This window comes from Hydrocarboniphaga sp., from assembly GCF_028291725.1.
In the GTDB taxonomy this organism is placed as follows: domain Bacteria; phylum Pseudomonadota; class Gammaproteobacteria; order Nevskiales; family Nevskiaceae; genus Hydrocarboniphaga.
In genome coordinates, this window is record NZ_JAQGNT010000088.1 from 22,136 (window position 1) to 37,926 (window position 15,791).

A 15,791-nucleotide genomic window follows, 5' to 3' on the forward strand; every position below is an offset into this window, starting at 1 on the left:
CGCGGCCCGGCTGGACAATGGAACTTGGTGAATCAAAGAACTCGATGAATCAGGACTTCGGCACGCTGATCGTGAAGCGCACGATGACCGCGTCTTCGAGCACATCGTTCCATTCGGCGTCGCCGATCTGGAATGCCGCGCGCGAAATCGTCGCTTCGCCGGTATACGTGGCCTTGTCGGCCTGCTCGGTGACGCTGAAGACCGCCATCGCGGGCTGCGTCTTGTCCTTGATCGTCAACTGCCCGGCCGCCTGATAGCGGCCATCGGCGAGCCGAGTGACGCGTTCGGATTCAAAGCGCGCCTGCGGAAACGCGGCGCTGTCGAACCACTCCTTTTTGCGCACTTCCGCGTTGTAGTCGGCGTCGCCGAGATCGAAGCTCGCGCTGTCGACCACAATGCTGGCGCTAGCCTGATCCAGATGCGCGGCGTCGAACTGCAGCTTCTCGGCGTGGAAGGCGGTAAAGCGGCCCTGCACCGGCACGTTCATTTGGCGGAACTCGGCGTTCAGTTCGCCGGCCAGATTCGCGGCCGGCGCCGCGGCGGTCTCCGCGGCATGCTGATGATGCTCGCCTTCGTCGGCGTCGCTCAGCAGCAGCAGCGCGGCGATGCCGCTGAACGCGGCCACCGCGAACAGCGTGACCAGACCGGCACCCAGGCCGCTGCGGGCCTGCGGCAGCATCCGCCGCAGGATGTCGTCGCGCTTCAGGTAGTGGTGTTGCAGCGCCGCCGCCGCATGCAGCAACAGCAGCGCCAGCAGCGCGTAGTTCAGCAGTTCGTGAACCTTGGCGAGCTGCTCCGACAGCGGCAGGTTCTTGGCCAGCAGGTCGGGGATCGGCAGCACCCCCAGATAAACCGTCTGATAGCCGGCCGCGGAACTGTGCAGCCAGCCGGAGAGCGGGACCGCCAGCATCAGCAGATACAGCGCCGCATGCGTCAGATGCGCCGCTGCATGTTCCCAGCGCGGCCCGGCGGGAAGCGGCGGCACCGGATGCGTGATACGCCAGATGCCGCGCAGCAGCGCCAGGCCGAATACGGTGACGCCGGTCCACTTGTGCCAGCTGAAATAGCGCAGCTTGTCGGCCGACGCCGGCAGCTCGTGCATGAACAGGCCGAGCCCGAAGCCGCCAAAGATCAGCACCGCGATCAGCCAATGCAGCGCGATTGCCGGTGGCCGGTAGCGGCTCGCCGTCGGCTGCGGTGTGGGTGCGATCATCAAGCTCTCCGGTTGAGGGTGTCGACTATAGGGGACGGCTGGCAGCGCTTAAAGCGGGAGCATTTGAAGCCCTGGCTCAGAAAAATTGAGGGATGGCCGCCGGGCAGGCCCTAGACTGGGCTGCCTCCCGTTACTCACCGATGACATCGCGCGCATGACGGCACCTGGTCGCAGCTTCCCCTTGTCGGCGCCCGCCTCGGCGGCCGCAGTGCCGAGCGTGGTGCTCGGCATCAAACCCTGGAAGCGCTGGCAGATCCGGCGCTTTCTCGGCCCAGGCGTGGTCTACACGCTGAAGCCTGAGCGGGCGCTGCGCGAGCAGGCGCGGCGCGGCGGCGGCATCGCGGTCTGGGCGGCACGCGAACCGGCGGGCTTCGCCGCAGCAGCAGCGGCGCAGAACGCCCCGCTGCTGCGCATCGAGGATGGCTTTCTGCGCTCGGTCGGGCTCGGCTCCAACCATGTCGGCGGCGCCTCGCTGGTGGTGGACGCGGAAGGCATCTACTTCGATTCGCGCACGCCGTCGGCACTGGAAAAACGGCTCCAGGCCGGCGGCTTCGAGCCCGCGCTGCTGAATCGCGCCGCGGCCTTGCGGCGCTCCCTGATCGATAGCGGGCTGAGCAAGTACAACATCGGCGAGCGCCGCGGCGTGGACATCGGCGGCGCCACCGGCCAGCGCCGCCTGCTGGTCGTCGGCCAGGTCGAGAACGATGCCTCGCTGCGCCTGGGCTCGCCGCTGCTGCGCGGCAACCTGGAGCTGCTGCGCCGCGTGCGCGCCGCCGAGCCGCAGGCCTGGATCGTCTACAAGCCGCATCCCGACACCGAGGCCGGCACGCGCCCGGGTGCGCTCGCCGACGCAGCGGTGCTGAGCCATGCCGACCAGATCGTCCGCGGGGTTTCGATCACCACCCTGTTCGGGCAGATCGATGCGCTGCACACGCTGACCTCGCTGGCCGGCTTCGAAGCGCTGTTGCGCGGCGTCGCAGTGACCACCTGGGGCCAGCCTTTCTACGCCGGCTGGGGGCTGACCGACGAGCGCGCGCCGAACCCGCGCCGGACCCGGCGTCTGACGCTCGACGAGCTGGTCGCCGGCGCGCTGATCGTTTATCCAAGGTACGCCGATCCGCGCACCGGCGCGGCCTGCGAAGTGGAGGCCGTGGTCGCGCAGCTGGCCGCCGCTGGCGCCGCCGGCAGCCGCGGCCAGCGCTCGCGGCTGCGGCGCTACACGCGCCTGCTCGCCGGCCTGCTGCGCGGAGCGCTGCGATGATCCGTCGATGAGACCGCGAGCGACGCTGCTGTTCGACGTCAGCCGGCTGGCAAGCCGCGCCGGCCTGGCCGCGCCGACCGGCATCGACCGCGTCGACCTGGCCTATCTGCAGGCGCTGGCAGAACAGCCGGATTTCGAGTCGATTTTCGAGCGGCGTCTGAGCGTGATCGACCGCTTCGGCCTGCAGCTGCTGTCGCCGCGCGCGGAAGAGGCGCTGCTGCGCAGGCTGGCACTCGGCTGGCCGAGCACGGACGCAGTCTCGTCGGCGTTCGAGCAGCTGCGCGACTGGCTGCAGAGCCCCGGTCAGAACCGGCCCGCGCCGCGATTGCGGGCGCCTGGCCGCGACACCGAGCCGCCGCAGCGCTGGCTGCAGCGCGCGCTGATGCATCCGCTGGGTGCTCATCGCTTGCAGCGTCTGCTCGCCGCGCAGCCGCGGACGATCTACCTCAACACCTCGCATGGCCGCCTGTTCCAGCCGGCCGCGGCACGCTGGCTGCAAAGCTCCGGCGCATCCGGCGTGTTCTTCGTCCACGATCTGATTCCGATCACGCATCCGCAATACAACCGGCCACGCGAACCGGCACGCCACGCGGCGCGGCTGCGCACCATCGCCCGGCATGCGCGCGCTGTGATCGTCAACTCGGTGGCGACCCGCGAGGCGCTGCTGGCCTGGTGGTGCGAGCGGCAGCTGCGCCAGCCCGAGGTGCACGTACTGCCACTGGGCATCGGCGAGCGCTTTATGCAGACACCACGGCACGCCGTGCAGGCGGCGCTGCCGTACTTCGTCGCCGTCGGCACGCTGGAGCCGCGCAAGAATCACGCCCTGCTGCTGGATCTGTGGCAGCGCTGGCTGCAGCAAGGCGAGCGCCGGATTCCACGGCTGCTGCTGATCGGCCGCCGCGGCTGGCAGAACCAGACGCTGTTCGAGCGGCTGGATCGCGACCCGCTGCTGGCGCCCCATGTCGCCGAAGTCTCGGGCCTGGCCGATCACGAAGTCGCCGCGCTGCTGGCCGGCGCGCGCGCGCTGCTGAATCCCTCGTTCGCCGAAGGCTACGGTCTGCCGCTGGCCGAAGCGCTGGCGCTCGGCACGCCGGCGCTGGTGTCCGATGTGCCGGCGCATCGCGAAGTCGGCGGCAGCGCGGCCGAGTACCTGGCCGCTGCCGACAGCGGCGCCTGGGATTTGGCCCTGCGTGACTATGCGGCTGATCTTTCGCCGCGCCGCACTCGGGCGCTGGAGCGGGCGCATGCCTACCGCTCGCCCAGCTGGAACGCGCACTTTGCCGTTCTGTTCGATCTGCTGCGTCATCTCGACCGGGGCGCTGCGTAGAATGCTGACCGACACCCCTACAACCGGCGGCGCAACGGCGCCGCGCCCATCGCCCGTGAGTGCCGGTATCGCATCGAAACTTTTTTACCGGCGCCACGGCCGGCGGTCCGCCGCCATAGCGGCCTGCCTGCTGGCCAGCGCCTGCAGCACGATGCCGACCGCCGGGCCGTCGACCCGCGAGCTGCGTGACGAAGGCGCCGCGGTGCTGCCTTTCAAACTCGTCGAAGTCTCGGCAAGTACGGTCGCGGCGCTGGCGCAGCAGCGCGGCGAGGGCTTAGCCGCACGCTTCGGCGACGACGACGCGCTGCCGGCCCTGCTGGTCGGCAGCGGCGACGGCCTGACCGTGAATCTGTGGGAAACCGGCGCCAATCCGCTGTTCTCGCTGCCGCCCGCCAGCGGCGGTGGTGGGGGCGGTGGCGGCGGAAGAGGTACCACGATCCCCGAACAGATCGTCGACGCCGACGGCAGCATCGCGGTGCCCTATGCGGGCCGCATCGCCGCGGCCGGGCGCACGCCGGCGCAGATTCAGGCCGCGATCGAGAAAGCACTAAGCGGCAAGACCCAGTCGCCGCAGGCGCTGGTCAGCGTGACGCGGCCGGCGGCCAGTGCGGTGACTCTGCTCGGCGAAGGCGTCGGCGGCCTGCGGCTGCCGCTGAGCGCGCGCGGCGAACGCGTGCTCGACGCGCTCGCTGCGGCCGGCGGATCGCGCGCGCCGGTCTACGACACGCGCGTGCAGCTGACGCGCGGCGGCGTCACTGCCAGCCTGCCGCTGTCGCATCTGCTCGACGATCCGGCCGAAAACCTGAGGCTGCACCCCGGCGATGAGCTGGTGGTGACGCGCGAGCCGGCGAGCTTCACGGTTTTCGGCGCGACCGGCCGCAATGCACAGATCGATTTCGACGCCAAGCGCCTGAACCTGATCGAGGCCGTCGCCAAGTCCGGCGGCCTGCTCGACCAGCGTGCAGATCCCCAGGGCGTGTTCCTGTTCCGCTACGAGCCGGCGCCGCTGGCAGCATCGCTCGCCGGCAGCGCGGCACCCGCCGACGCCGCGCCGGTGCCCGTGGTCTATCAGCTCGATCTGAATCGAGCCGGCAGTTATTTCCTCGGCCAGAGCTTCGCGATCCGTGACCGCGACGTGCTCTATGTGGCCAGCGCGCCGGCCAACGAGCTGCAGAAATTCCTGGTGCTGCTGGGGCTGGTTTCGCAGCCGGTGATCAACGGCGTGATCATCAACCAGGCCAGCCAATGAGGGCTCGTCAATGATCAACGAAGCCCTCGGGCTTGAGCCGCCGGCGACCCGCCGACAGAAGGCGCTGAGCTGGCTGCGTACCAACCGCGGCTGGCTGATCGGCGTCGCTCTGCCGACGCTGATCGCCGCGTTCTACTACCTCGTCATCGCCTCCGACCTGTATGCCTCGGAGGCGCGCTTCGTGGTGCGTTCGCCGTCGCACGCGGCGGTCAGCAGCGGCATCGCCGGCCTGCTGCAGAGCGGCGGCATCGGCAGCGGGCAGGGCGATGTCTACACCGTGCAGGACTTCGCGACTTCGCGCGATGCGGTCGCGGCACTGTCCCGGCACGTCGACCTGCGCGCCTTGTTCGGCCGCAAGGACGCGGACTTCGTCGCGCGCTATCCGAACCTGCTCGACGACAGCAGCGAGGAAGACCTGCATCGCTATTTTCAGCGCCGCGTGCAGCTGATCTACGACACCACCACCGGCATCAGCACGCTGACCGCGAAAGCCTTTCGTCCCGACGACGCTCAGACGCTTGCGCGTCTGGTGCTCGACGAGAGCGAGGCGCTGGTGAACCGGCTCAACGAGCGCTCGCGGGTGAACGCGGTGCATGACGCCGAAGAACAGCTGCAGATCGCGCAGGGCCAGACTGCCGAAGCCGAGAGCGAGCTGCTGGCGTACCGCAACCGCGAGTCGCTGCTCAATCCGGGCGAGGCCTCGACCGCGATGTTCAAGAACCTGTCCGCGCTGCAGGGCGAACTCAGTGCAGCGCGCGTGCGCCTGTCCGAGATCGAGCACCGCGCGCCGGACAGCCCGATGCGCAGCGAACTGCAGGAGCGTATCGGCGCGCTGCAAAGGCAGATCGCCGACGAGCGCGCCCACCTGGCGGGCAAGGGCGGATCGATGGCGCCGAAGCTGTCCGAATACCGGCTGCTGGAACTGCGCCAGGAGTTCACATCCAAGCAGCTGGCCTCGACTCTGGCCTCTCTGGAAGCGGCGCGCGCCGAGGCGAGGCGCCAGCAAATCTATCTCGACCGCGTGGTCGAACCGAGCCTGCCCGACAAAGCGCTGTATCCGCAGCGCGGCCGCGATGTGCTGATCGTGCTGATCAGCTGCTTCCTGGTGTATTCGATCGGCAGCCTGCTGATAGCCGGCGTGCGCGAACATGCGCAGAGCTGAGCTGGCCGGCTATCGGGCTCTGGCCGACGCGGCGCAGATTCAGGCGATCGTCGTCGGCGCACTGATGATGCGCGAGCTGCACACGCGCTACGGCCGCGACAATCTGGGCTTTGTCTGGCTGTTCGCCGAGCCCTTCCTTTTTTGCATGGGCGTGATCGTGATCTGGAGCGTCATACACGGACGCTACGAACATGGCGTGCCTATCCTCGCGTTCGTGATGACCGGCTACATGCCGCTGACTTTGTGGCGCCATATCACGATGCGCTCGACGCACTGCTTCCGCGCCAATGCCAGCCTGCTCTATCACCGCCAGGTGCGCATGCTCGATCTGCTGCTGGCGCGCGTGCTGCTGGAGTTCTACGGCACCCTGATCGCTTACGCCGTGATCGGCTTCATCTTCTGGTCGGTCGATCTGTACGAGCTGCCCCGGGACTGGGGCCTGTTCTACCTCGGCTGGGCTTACATGGGCCTGTTCGGCTGCGGCTTCGGCCTGATCCTGGGATCGCTGACCGAGATGTACGAATGGCTGGAGAAGCTGGTCGGGCCGTTCATGTATTTCATGCTGCCGATCTGTGGCGTGTTCTTCATGGTCGACTGGTTGCCGCCGCGGCTGCAGCAGGCGGCGCTGTACATGCCCACGGTCAATGCCTTCGAGCTGATCCGCGCCGGGCAACTCGGGCCGTCGGTGCGCACGCACTACTGGCTGGAATACGAAACCTTCGTCTGCGCGGCGATGATCGCCGTCGGCCTGATGCTGTGCCGCAACGTGCATCGGCATCTGATCGTCGAGTGAAATCGCATTGATCAGCGTCCAGCATCTGCGCAAAGTGTATCCAGGCCGCAATGGCGGCCACGTCGCGCTCGCCGACGTGAGCCTGGACGTCCCGCGCGGCTTCAAGCTCGGGCTGCTCGGCCACAATGGCGCCGGCAAGTCGACCCTGATACGGCTGATCGGCAAGGTCGAGCTGCCGACCTCAGGGGTGGTGGAACACGGCATGTCGGTGTCCTGGCCGCTGGGTTTCGCCGGCAGTTTCCAGGGCAGCCTCAGCGGCATCGACAACATGAAATTCATCGCGCGCATCTACCGCACCGACTACCCGCGGCTGCGCCGCTTCGTCGAGGACTTCTCCGAACTCGGCCGCTTCCTATACGAACCGGTCAAGACCTATTCCACCGGCATGCGCGCGCGCCTGGCGTTTGCGCTGTCGATCGCGGTGGAGTTCGACTGTTACCTGATCGACGAAATCGTGATGGTCGGCGACTCGCGCTTTCATGCGCGCTGCAACGAGCATCTGTTCGACCGCCGCGCCGATCGCGCGCTGGTGCTGGCCTCGCATGACACCAGCTTCATCGGCCGGGTCTGCGATGGCGCGCTGCTGCTGTCCGGTGGATACGCCCGATATTACGACGATGTGCAGCAGGCGATCCTGGACTACCAGGCGCTCTGAATCCCCCAGCCCGACCCGGGAAAATGAAACCCAACCATGCCTGACCCCCAGCGCTTGCGCGTATTGATGGAGTTGCGTCCCTGCTACGAAGGCTACGCCGGCATTCCGCAGGAGACGCGGCTGCTGTTTTCGGCACTGAACGAGCTGGAATCGGTGGAGGTCGTGGGCCTGCTGAACCACCCGATCCATCCGCTCGCCCGCACGCTGAAGGCAGGAGAGACTTTCGACGACAGCAACGTCCATCGAAAGTACAACCTGCTGTCACGCTTCATCGCCAATCAGCGCGCGCCCAGGCCTCACGGGACGCTGGCGAACGCCAGCGCGACATTCAAGCGCGGCCTTGGTCCGACGGGGCTGGCGCTGGCGGCCGCTTTCGGCGGCGAGTTGCCGCTGCGGAAATTCGATGCTCGCGATTTCGGCGACTTCGTCTGGGAGACGCTGTTCTCCAAATCGCTGCCGCCCGAGGACTACGACAAGATCCGCAACGCCGGCTACCGCAGCCTGTCCACCCCGTGGCGGATGCTGCATCGCACCGGCCTGAGCGGTTTCGCCGGCCTGCGCCGCGGGCACTATCCTCGGCTGGCCACGCAAGACTTCGACGTTTTCATCGGGCAGACACCGTATCCGGCGGAAGTGGCGCCGCAGACCCAGATGCTGGTGCGCTACCACGATGCGATCCCGCTGTTCCTGCCGCACTTGATTCCGCATACGCGCTTTCATCGTGCGACCCACTACCGCGCGCTGATCGCCAACGCACGACGCGCGGTATTCGTCTGCACCTCGGCGGCCGTCCGCGACGATCTGCTGCGTGTGCTGCCGCAGGTGGAACGGCGTAGCCTGGTGGTGCCCGACGTGGTGTCGCACAACTACTTCGTCGAGCCCGCGGCGACCAGCACGCTGATAGACATCATGCTAGCGCGGCTCAACCAGGCGACGCTGCCGAAGTCGCTGGAGTCGCTCAGCAAAAGCCTGTTGCTGAAGCGCGAATTTGCATCGGGGAACCTGCGCTATCTGCTGATCGTATCGACGGTCGAGCCACGCAAAAACCATGTGCGGCTGGTACGCGCCTGGGAAAGGCTGCGCAGCACCGTCGCGCCGGGGCTCAAGCTGATCGTGGTCGGTGAACTGGGCTGGGACACCGGCCCCATGACCGATGCCTTCCGGCCATGGCAGGAACGGGGCGAACTGCTGCATCTGGCGCGCGTGCCCTCATCGGACCTGCGGCGTCTATACGGCGCTGCCGAATGCGTGGTCTGCCCAAGCGTGTCGGAAGGCTTCGACCTGTCCGGAGTCGAAGCGATGCTCTGCGGTGCGCCAGTGGTGGCGTCCGATATCCCGGTGCACCGGGAGGTCTACGGCAATGCCGCGGAATACTTCGAGACCTACAGCGAAGACTCGCTCGGCGAGCAGCTCAGCGGCTTGCTGGGCGCAGCCAATGCCGGCCGCCGCGCCGCGCTTGCCGAGGCCGGCCAACGACACGCCGAACGGTACCGCAAGGAAGCAATCACACCGCAATGGAACGCCTTGTTCGAGCGTCTCCGCCGCGGCGAATTCCGAACCGGCTGATACCCACATCGGTGCCGCGTTACAGCGGCGTCGGGTCGAGCTGGTCCTGAGCATAGCTGCGGTATAGCCAACCGGGCCGGGTCTGCGGCGCGGCGCCGGTATTGCGGTAGCGGCAGAACAGGTACTGCCCCAGGTCAGGCGCGCGGAACGCGACCAGGTCCTGCAGCGCTGACAGATCGCAGTAGCCGCCGGCACGGTTGTCATGTACGTCCGCGCTGAAGAACACCTCTTGGGTGAAGCCGCAGAATTCCAGCAGGCGGTGCAGCTCGTGGCGAGTGTATTCGCGGTTGTGGCGGCCATAGGGGCCGTAACCTGAATAGGGATCGTAGAGGTTGGCACCTGCGACCATGCGAGCGAGATTCTCGAGGCGAGCGACGTTGGGCGTGGTGACGATCAGCAAGCCGTCCGGACGCAGCAGGCGCTTGAGTTCGAGCAGGCTCGCGAGCGGATCGTTGAGCAGGTGTTCGATCACTTCGCAGTAGAGCACCACGTCGAGCAAACGATCGGGCAGCGGCAGCCTGTGCGCTTCGAGATTGGCATGCAGATACTCCAGGCGGTGAGACTGGACGCCATTGCCGTCGAAAGCCGGTAGCTGCAGTGTCTGCGCCGCGGTACCCGGCTCGCCGCCGAAGTAGTTCACCAGATGCAGCCGCGCCCGCGGTCTGAAATTGAGTAGCAGCGCCGTGGTGAAATAAGGATTGGCACCAACCTCGAGCACGTCGACCGCAGACTCCGGCACCAGGTCGAGCGTATACAGGAAACGATCACAGTCCTCCCGCGCGTAGCACTGCAGCTCGCTGCCCTGGGAACCGTCGATCGAAGCGCGCTCCAGACTGGCGACGATCTGCGCGCGCTGCAGGCCGCCGGGCAGCGGCAGCGGGGGCTGGTAGCGGCGCGGATCGATCATGGTGGGCAGCGGTGATCGCAAACGGTTCGCGTCGAGGTCGGCCAAGTCGTGCAAGCCTTCGGAATCTTCGCCCATTGTCGCGCCGGTTCGCATCGTGCAGCGAGCATAGCCGCGACGACAGCGGCACGGTAGCCAAGCCTGTCGTCATGTTTGAGCAGCATCCGCCGCACTCGCGGCGCAGTGCACTAAGCTTTATCTTCGTTTCAAATAGCAAGGATCTCCGCATGAATACACCAACGACGCAGCGCACAGCGGGCAGCGGCACTCCGCGCCTGCCAGCCGCCTGAACCTCGCCCGTGCCCCACCATTGGTACGCGCGTCTGCGCCGCCATTTTCGATCGAAGCGGAGCGGCGATGCCGACCTGATTCGCGCTGCGTATCGTGGCCTGCTCGGACGCGAGCCCGAGCCGGCCGGCATGGCGCACTGGCGCGCCTACCTGCAATCCGGCAGAACGGCGGAAGATCTGCTGCGCGAATTCCTCGTTTCGGAAGAGTGCAAACAGCGCGCTTTCGAGCCGAACGCCGGCTGGGTGCCAAGCGATCTGCCCGGTGGCGCGGTCGCTTCGGCGCTGTCGATCGCCGTCATCGGCAACTGCCAGGTGCGCACACTGGGACGCTGCATCCAGGCCCTGACCGGCGGACCGATGCCGGATGCGTTGTTCGGCACCGCCGAATTGATGGAACGGCTGCGCCAGAACCGGTTTCAGGATCTCGCCCGCTACGAGCTGCTGGTGGTTCAGCCCTACGTGCGTGATGAGATCGGCAGAGCGGCGCCCGAGCTGCTGCACAAGGTCCAGCAGTTTCCTGCGATCACTTTCAGCGGCTTTCATCCCGATCTGATCTATGTGCGCTGGCGCAAGGACAACGCCGAGTTCCATGGGCCTCTCGGGCCCTATCACTCTTCGCTACTCTACTTCGGCTGGCGCAACGGCAAGACCGTTGAGCAGGTGCTGGACCTGTTCAATGCTGATGTCTATCGCCAGCTCGGCTTCTTCGACTACATGTCGGCGTCCACGACGGCGCTGATCGAGGAAGGCGAGCGCATCGACGTCGAGCTGCGCGAGCTGCTGGCCGGCTGGCGGCGGCGCGGCTGTTTCATGCACTCGATCAATCACCCGAAGGGCTACGTCCTGCGCGAGTTGGCGGCGGCGCTGCTAAAGAAGCGGGGAGTGGCGATGCTGCCAGGCAACGGCGTCGAATACGCTTATAGCGATCTGGGCGAATTCCAGGCCTGGCCGGTATACCCGGAAATCGCGGCCCGTTACGGCGTGCCGGGCGCCTACCTGTTCAAGCTCTCGGTGCCCGGCAGCCTGTCGCTGAAGCCGATCATCCAGCTCGACCTGAAGACGTTCGCCGAGCAGTCGTACGCGGCCTATGCGAGCCACACGCCCGGCCAGCTCTACGCACCCGATCGCGCGGAGTCGGAAGCCTATCGCCAGATTTTTCGCGGTGCGGCGGCGCAGCTCGCCCCCACGAACACCGTATCGACTCCGGCCGAGAAAACGCATCCGTACGCCGGACTCGCGCCGCATCATTTCTGGCGATCGGCGGTCACCGACGTCGCACCAGACGAGGTCGATCCGGTGATGGCGCCCAAGTTCACCATCGGCGGCGACGACGCGATCGCCACGGCCGGTAGCTGCTTCGCCCAGCACATCGCACGGCAGCTGCAGCGCCATGGCATGCGCTATCTGGTCACCGAGCCTGCTGCGCCGGCGCTCGATGAGCAGACCGCTCTGCGACGCCAGTACGGCGTCTACAGTGCGCGCTACGGCAATCTCTACAGTGCGCGCCAGCTGCTGCAGCTGCTGGAACGCAGCTATGGCGACTTCGTGCCGAAGGAAAACGCCTGGACTCGCAGCGACGGACGCCTCGCTGATCCGTTCCGGCCGGAGATCGAGCCCGACGGCTTCGCCAGCCTGCGCGCGCTGGAGGATGATCGAGCCGCGCATTTCGCAGCGGTGCGCCAGCTATTCGAATCGCTGGATGTCTTCGTGTTCACTCTGGGGCTGACCGAGGCCTGGCGCTCCAGAGCCGACGGCGCGGTGTTTCCGCTGGCGCCGGGTGTCGCGGCCGGACGCATGGACTTCGAACGCTACGAATTCGTCAACTTCGGCGTCGAAGAAACGGTGGCCGATCTCGAAGCCTTCCTATCGCGGCTGCTGCAGATCAATCGCCGCGCCCGAGTGATCCTCACCGTGTCGCCGGTACCGCTGGCCGCCACCTACGAGGATCGCCATGTGCTGACGGCGACGGCTCACAGCAAGGCGGTGCTGCGCGTAGCGGCCGATGCCCTCGCCCGCCGTCATGATGCCTGCGCCTACTTTCCGTCCTACGAAATCATCACCGGCAGCTTCAACCGCGGCGCGTATTACGGCGCCGATTTGCGCGCGGTGACGCCTGAGGGAGTCGATCATGTGATGCGGCTGTTCTTCACACATTACGCGCGCGGCACAGCGGCGATGGACGCCGACGTACTCGCTGAAGCGCAGCGTCTGCAGAATGTGGTGTGCGAAGAGGAACGGCTCGACCCGGGGCAGCCCCTGGTGTCCTGAAACGCTCGTGATAAATCGTGATGATCGGAGCGGGCGCCGGCCCGCCGAACTCGGGGGATCGGAGATACCGTTACGCGGATTTGCGCTGCTCCGTCGCCCGTTCAAAGCCGGCCATGATCGCATCCGCCAGATTGTCGGCGCGCAGATCGATGCGCGACCCAGGGCCAGCGTCGGCACGCCAGATCAGGTAGTCGCTGCGCCGGTCGGCGAGCCCGAGCTTCTGGTAGGCGCTCGGAAAGCCCGGCAGATGATCGCCATAGAACGCCAGCGTGCCACCGCTGAATTCGCGCTCCAGCGTGTCGCGCAGGCTGCCGAGCATCGCATCGGCGTTGCGCAGGCTGGCCAGATAGCGATTGACCGAATTGCGTTCGGTCTCGCCCAGCACCGAAAGGCATTCGACGCTCTGCAGTGCATCGGCCCGGCCGCGCCAGGGGCCGTGATTTTCCATGGTCACGACGAACACGAAAACTTTCGGACCGTAGCGGCGCAACAGCTCGGTAGTGAGGCGCGCCACTGCAAGGTCGCCGATGTAACCCTCGACGCGCTGCGCGTCGGCCGGGAACGCGGATTCGTCGATCAGCTGGTCGAAACCGAGGTTGCGCATGATCCGGTCGCGGCCATAAAAGCGAGCGTCGAAGGGATGCAGGCAGATCGTGCGATAGCCGCGGGAGCGCATCCGCCAGGCTAGCGTATCGACCGGCGCGCGTGCGAACCGGTGATACGGATTGAAGTGGTCGAAGCCCAGCGCCGCCTGCGGCATTCCAGACAGCACCGCGAATTCGGTGCGGACGGTATTGGCGCCCCAGCACGGCACTTTCAGCCGGCCCCACTGCAGGCCGTCGCGGCAGGCGCGATCGAAGTTCGGCAGCAGACTGCGATCAATCGCCGCATGCAGGCGGCGTGCATCAAAGAACGATTCGGACTGCACGACGACCACCGGGTCCGTGAGCTCGTCGGCATCAACTCTGATCCGCACCGCAGCTGCCATGCACCGATGGTCACGCTCGCCGGCCGCGACCAGTGCATACACCCAGTGGATCGCCAGCGGGCCCAGCTGCGCTGCGTCGACCGCCGGATCGCCGCTCGCACCCAGGCGCTTCAGCCACGCCAGGGCGCGCCCGCGCAGAGGCCGGCGCAGCACGGCGATCAACGCCAGCACTGGCGCCAGCAGCGCAATCCAGATCCATAGCGGCGCCTGGAAGCTGCGCGGCTCCAGCCAGTAGAAGGCGACGAAAGCCGCGAGCACGCTCGCCACGCCGAGCAGGATCTGGCCCTTGTTCGGGAACGGCAGCGCCAGTTGCGGATGGCGAAAAATATCGAAAGCCTGGAACACGTCGGTGAACACGATCGGCTCCTGCAGCGTGGCGCGTTTGGCATGGTCGGCATAGGCGTAGCCGGCGCCGAGCGCCAGTGTCACCAGGCCGGCGAAGATCGGCCGTCCGCTGGCCAGCGCGATCAGCACGAAGATCGACACCGGCAGCGCCAGATCCAGCGCCAGCGCAGCGCCGATGTGCCAGCGCGTGCCGGCGACACGCCGCGGCAATGCCGCCGCGATCAGCACCAGCAGGGCTGCGGACGCAGCTGCAACCAGGTGCATCATCCCAGTTCGATAGAGGTGGTTTCGGCTGCCGGTGCCTCTGGTGGTGCCGCGAAATCGAAGCCGCTCACCAGCGCCGAGCTGAGCGCCGCCCGCTGCATACGACGCGCGGCGCCGTCGGCCGCCATGTGCCGGCCCTCGACGCTGTAGAAACTGCCGCCGATCTGGGTCTGCTCGAGCACGACGCGATGGAATGCACTGAACAGCGCCGCGTCGGGCGGCTGCGGCCTGGACCAGAAATCATCCAGCGTGCCGCCGTGAACCAGGCCGGGGATCGCATAGATCGCGGCACCGAGCACCGCGACCGGCAAATTCATTCCCAGCGCGACAATGCCGATGGTGCTGTTGACGGTGACCACCGCGCCGGCGCGGCGCAGCAGCGCATCGGGGCTGCCGCCCTCGACGAACAGCAGCCGGTCAGCGACGCCATGAGCCTGCGCGGCCGTCAGCGCGATGCGCTTCAAGTCGATCACGCCGCAGTCCAGCGGATGTTCGGTCAACACCAGGCGCTGATGCTCGGGCGCGTGGCGCGCGAACGATTCAATCACGCTCTCGATCGCCTTGCCCATGCTGCCGTACGGCGAGTGGAAACGGATCTGCGCGTCGGAGTGCAGCTGCAGCGGGAACAGGAAATAGGGCCGCGGATCGGCTAGAAATTGCCCGACCGCGATTGCCGCGTTGCGGCGTATTTTCGCCCTGAACAGAAAGCGCCGCGCGCCGGCGCGATATTCCACCAGCGGATGCCAGGGCCGATGCGTTCGATAGTCGGGATAAAGCCAGGCGCGAACGACCAGGTTGAGCGTATACAGCACGTCTTCGGCCGCGCGGCGCGCGAAGTTGCCGGGCACCGCCTGCACCGGCGGCGGCGGCGCCAGGCCGTCGGCCACGTGGCGATACCAGTCCGGGTCCTTGGGCAGCAAGGAGTTGCGATTGACGCCGTGGGCCTCCAGCGTGACCCAGTTCGGCCGCAGATAGCCTTCTTCAAAGACATGCACACGCACGCCGCGCAGCCGTGCCAGCCCGATCGCCACGCGATGCAGGGGCCGGCAGTCGCCGAACAGCACCAGGTCGCTGATCTGCCAGTCGCCGAGACGCTGGCCGACGAACTCCGGCCACTGCTCGACGCCTTGGCGATAGTCGATCGCAAGCGCGCCGCGCAGCGACCAGAAAGCAGCATCGCCGCCGTTGAAATGGATGCGGTAGACCGTCGCTCCGCCGCTCAGCAACCGGCGCGCCAGCTGGCAGAAGAACGGCCCATTCGGGCCCTGCAGGAACAGATAGCGAGGGCCAGGGGAGATCGGCTGCCCGACGGCGACGGCTGGTATGGACTTGCCCACGAATTTCCGATAGCTCCGATTTGGATAAGCGCAGGGTAAATAGCAGGAACATGGACCGAACAATAGGGCTTAGATGTACTCGCTGCCGCAGGCCGGCAACAGCGGGTTCCGACGACGGGCGAGAATCGGCCGTACGACGGGCGGGAACCCCTGGCGCGGCAGTCGTATG

The 15,791-nt window shown here is 67.0% G+C and carries 12 protein-coding genes; 8 read left to right on the forward strand and 4 right to left on the reverse strand.

All coding sequences use genetic code 11. The features are described from left to right. Nucleotides 1–49: 49 nt before the first annotated feature. Complete coding sequence (locus JWQ90_RS22925; protein ID WP_299697320.1) at nucleotides 50–1,213, reverse strand: cytochrome b/b6 domain-containing protein; 1,164 nt, start codon at nucleotides 1,211–1,213, stop codon at nucleotides 50–52. Between the two features lie 154 nt (nucleotides 1,214–1,367). Between JWQ90_RS22925 and JWQ90_RS22930 the strand changes: the two genes are divergently transcribed. From JWQ90_RS22930 to JWQ90_RS22960, 7 genes are read left to right on the forward strand one after another with little or no spacing between them, the layout of a single operon-like run. Continuing rightward, nucleotides 1,368–2,474, forward strand: coding sequence for a hypothetical protein (locus tag JWQ90_RS22930; RefSeq protein WP_299697321.1), 1,107 nt, complete (start codon nucleotides 1,368–1,370; stop codon nucleotides 2,472–2,474). 7 nt (nucleotides 2,475–2,481) lie between these two features. Beyond that, nucleotides 2,482–3,801: a glycosyltransferase family 1 protein gene (locus JWQ90_RS22935; RefSeq protein ID WP_299697322.1), complete on the forward strand. Its 1,320-nt coding sequence runs from the start codon at nucleotides 2,482–2,484 to the stop codon at nucleotides 3,799–3,801. Nucleotides 3,802–3,856: 55 nt separating this feature from the next. After that, nucleotides 3,857–5,050: a polysaccharide biosynthesis/export family protein gene (locus tag JWQ90_RS22940; RefSeq protein WP_299697323.1), complete on the forward strand. Its 1,194-nt coding sequence runs from the start codon at nucleotides 3,857–3,859 to the stop codon at nucleotides 5,048–5,050. A 10-nt stretch (nucleotides 5,051–5,060) separates the two neighbouring features. Further along, nucleotides 5,061–6,212 carry a hypothetical protein gene (locus JWQ90_RS22945; protein ID WP_299697324.1) on the forward strand — a complete coding sequence of 384 codons (1,152 nt, stop codon included), beginning with the start codon at nucleotides 5,061–5,063 and terminating at the stop codon, nucleotides 6,210–6,212. Beyond that, nucleotides 6,199–7,005: an ABC transporter permease gene (locus JWQ90_RS22950; RefSeq protein ID WP_299697325.1), complete on the forward strand. Its 807-nt coding sequence runs from the start codon at nucleotides 6,199–6,201 to the stop codon at nucleotides 7,003–7,005. The genes JWQ90_RS22945 and JWQ90_RS22950 overlap by 14 nt, the downstream gene beginning before the upstream one ends. Nucleotides 7,006–7,012: 7 nt before the next feature. Continuing rightward, nucleotides 7,013–7,660, forward strand: coding sequence for an ABC transporter ATP-binding protein (locus tag JWQ90_RS22955; protein WP_299697326.1), 648 nt, complete (start codon nucleotides 7,013–7,015; stop codon nucleotides 7,658–7,660). 36 nt (nucleotides 7,661–7,696) lie between these two features. Further along, nucleotides 7,697–9,226, forward strand: coding sequence for a glycosyltransferase family 1 protein (locus JWQ90_RS22960; RefSeq protein ID WP_299697327.1), 1,530 nt, complete (start codon nucleotides 7,697–7,699; stop codon nucleotides 9,224–9,226). Nucleotides 9,227–9,245: 19 nt separating this feature from the next. Here JWQ90_RS22960 and JWQ90_RS22965 read toward each other — a convergent pair whose 3' ends face one another. Beyond that, nucleotides 9,246–10,208, reverse strand: coding sequence for a class I SAM-dependent methyltransferase (locus tag JWQ90_RS22965; RefSeq protein ID WP_299697328.1), 963 nt, complete (start codon nucleotides 10,206–10,208; stop codon nucleotides 9,246–9,248). Nucleotides 10,209–10,429: 221 nt separating this feature from the next. Here JWQ90_RS22965 and JWQ90_RS22970 point away from each other — a divergent pair, with 221 nt between their 5' ends. After that, nucleotides 10,430–12,688: a GSCFA domain-containing protein gene (locus JWQ90_RS22970; protein WP_299697329.1), complete on the forward strand. Its 2,259-nt coding sequence runs from the start codon at nucleotides 10,430–10,432 to the stop codon at nucleotides 12,686–12,688. A 70-nt stretch (nucleotides 12,689–12,758) separates the two neighbouring features. On the opposite strand, the gene JWQ90_RS22975 is transcribed toward JWQ90_RS22970, so the two are convergent. Beyond that, nucleotides 12,759–14,288, reverse strand: a complete 1,530-nt coding sequence (locus JWQ90_RS22975) for an LTA synthase family protein (RefSeq protein ID WP_299697330.1) — start codon at nucleotides 14,286–14,288, stop codon at nucleotides 12,759–12,761. Then, nucleotides 14,285–15,622 (reverse strand): capsular biosynthesis protein, encoded by a 1,338-nt coding sequence (locus tag JWQ90_RS22980; protein ID WP_299697331.1) that lies wholly within the window; start codon nucleotides 15,620–15,622, stop codon nucleotides 14,285–14,287. The genes JWQ90_RS22975 and JWQ90_RS22980 overlap by 4 nt, the downstream gene beginning before the upstream one ends. Between the last annotated feature and the right edge of the window lie 169 nt (nucleotides 15,623–15,791).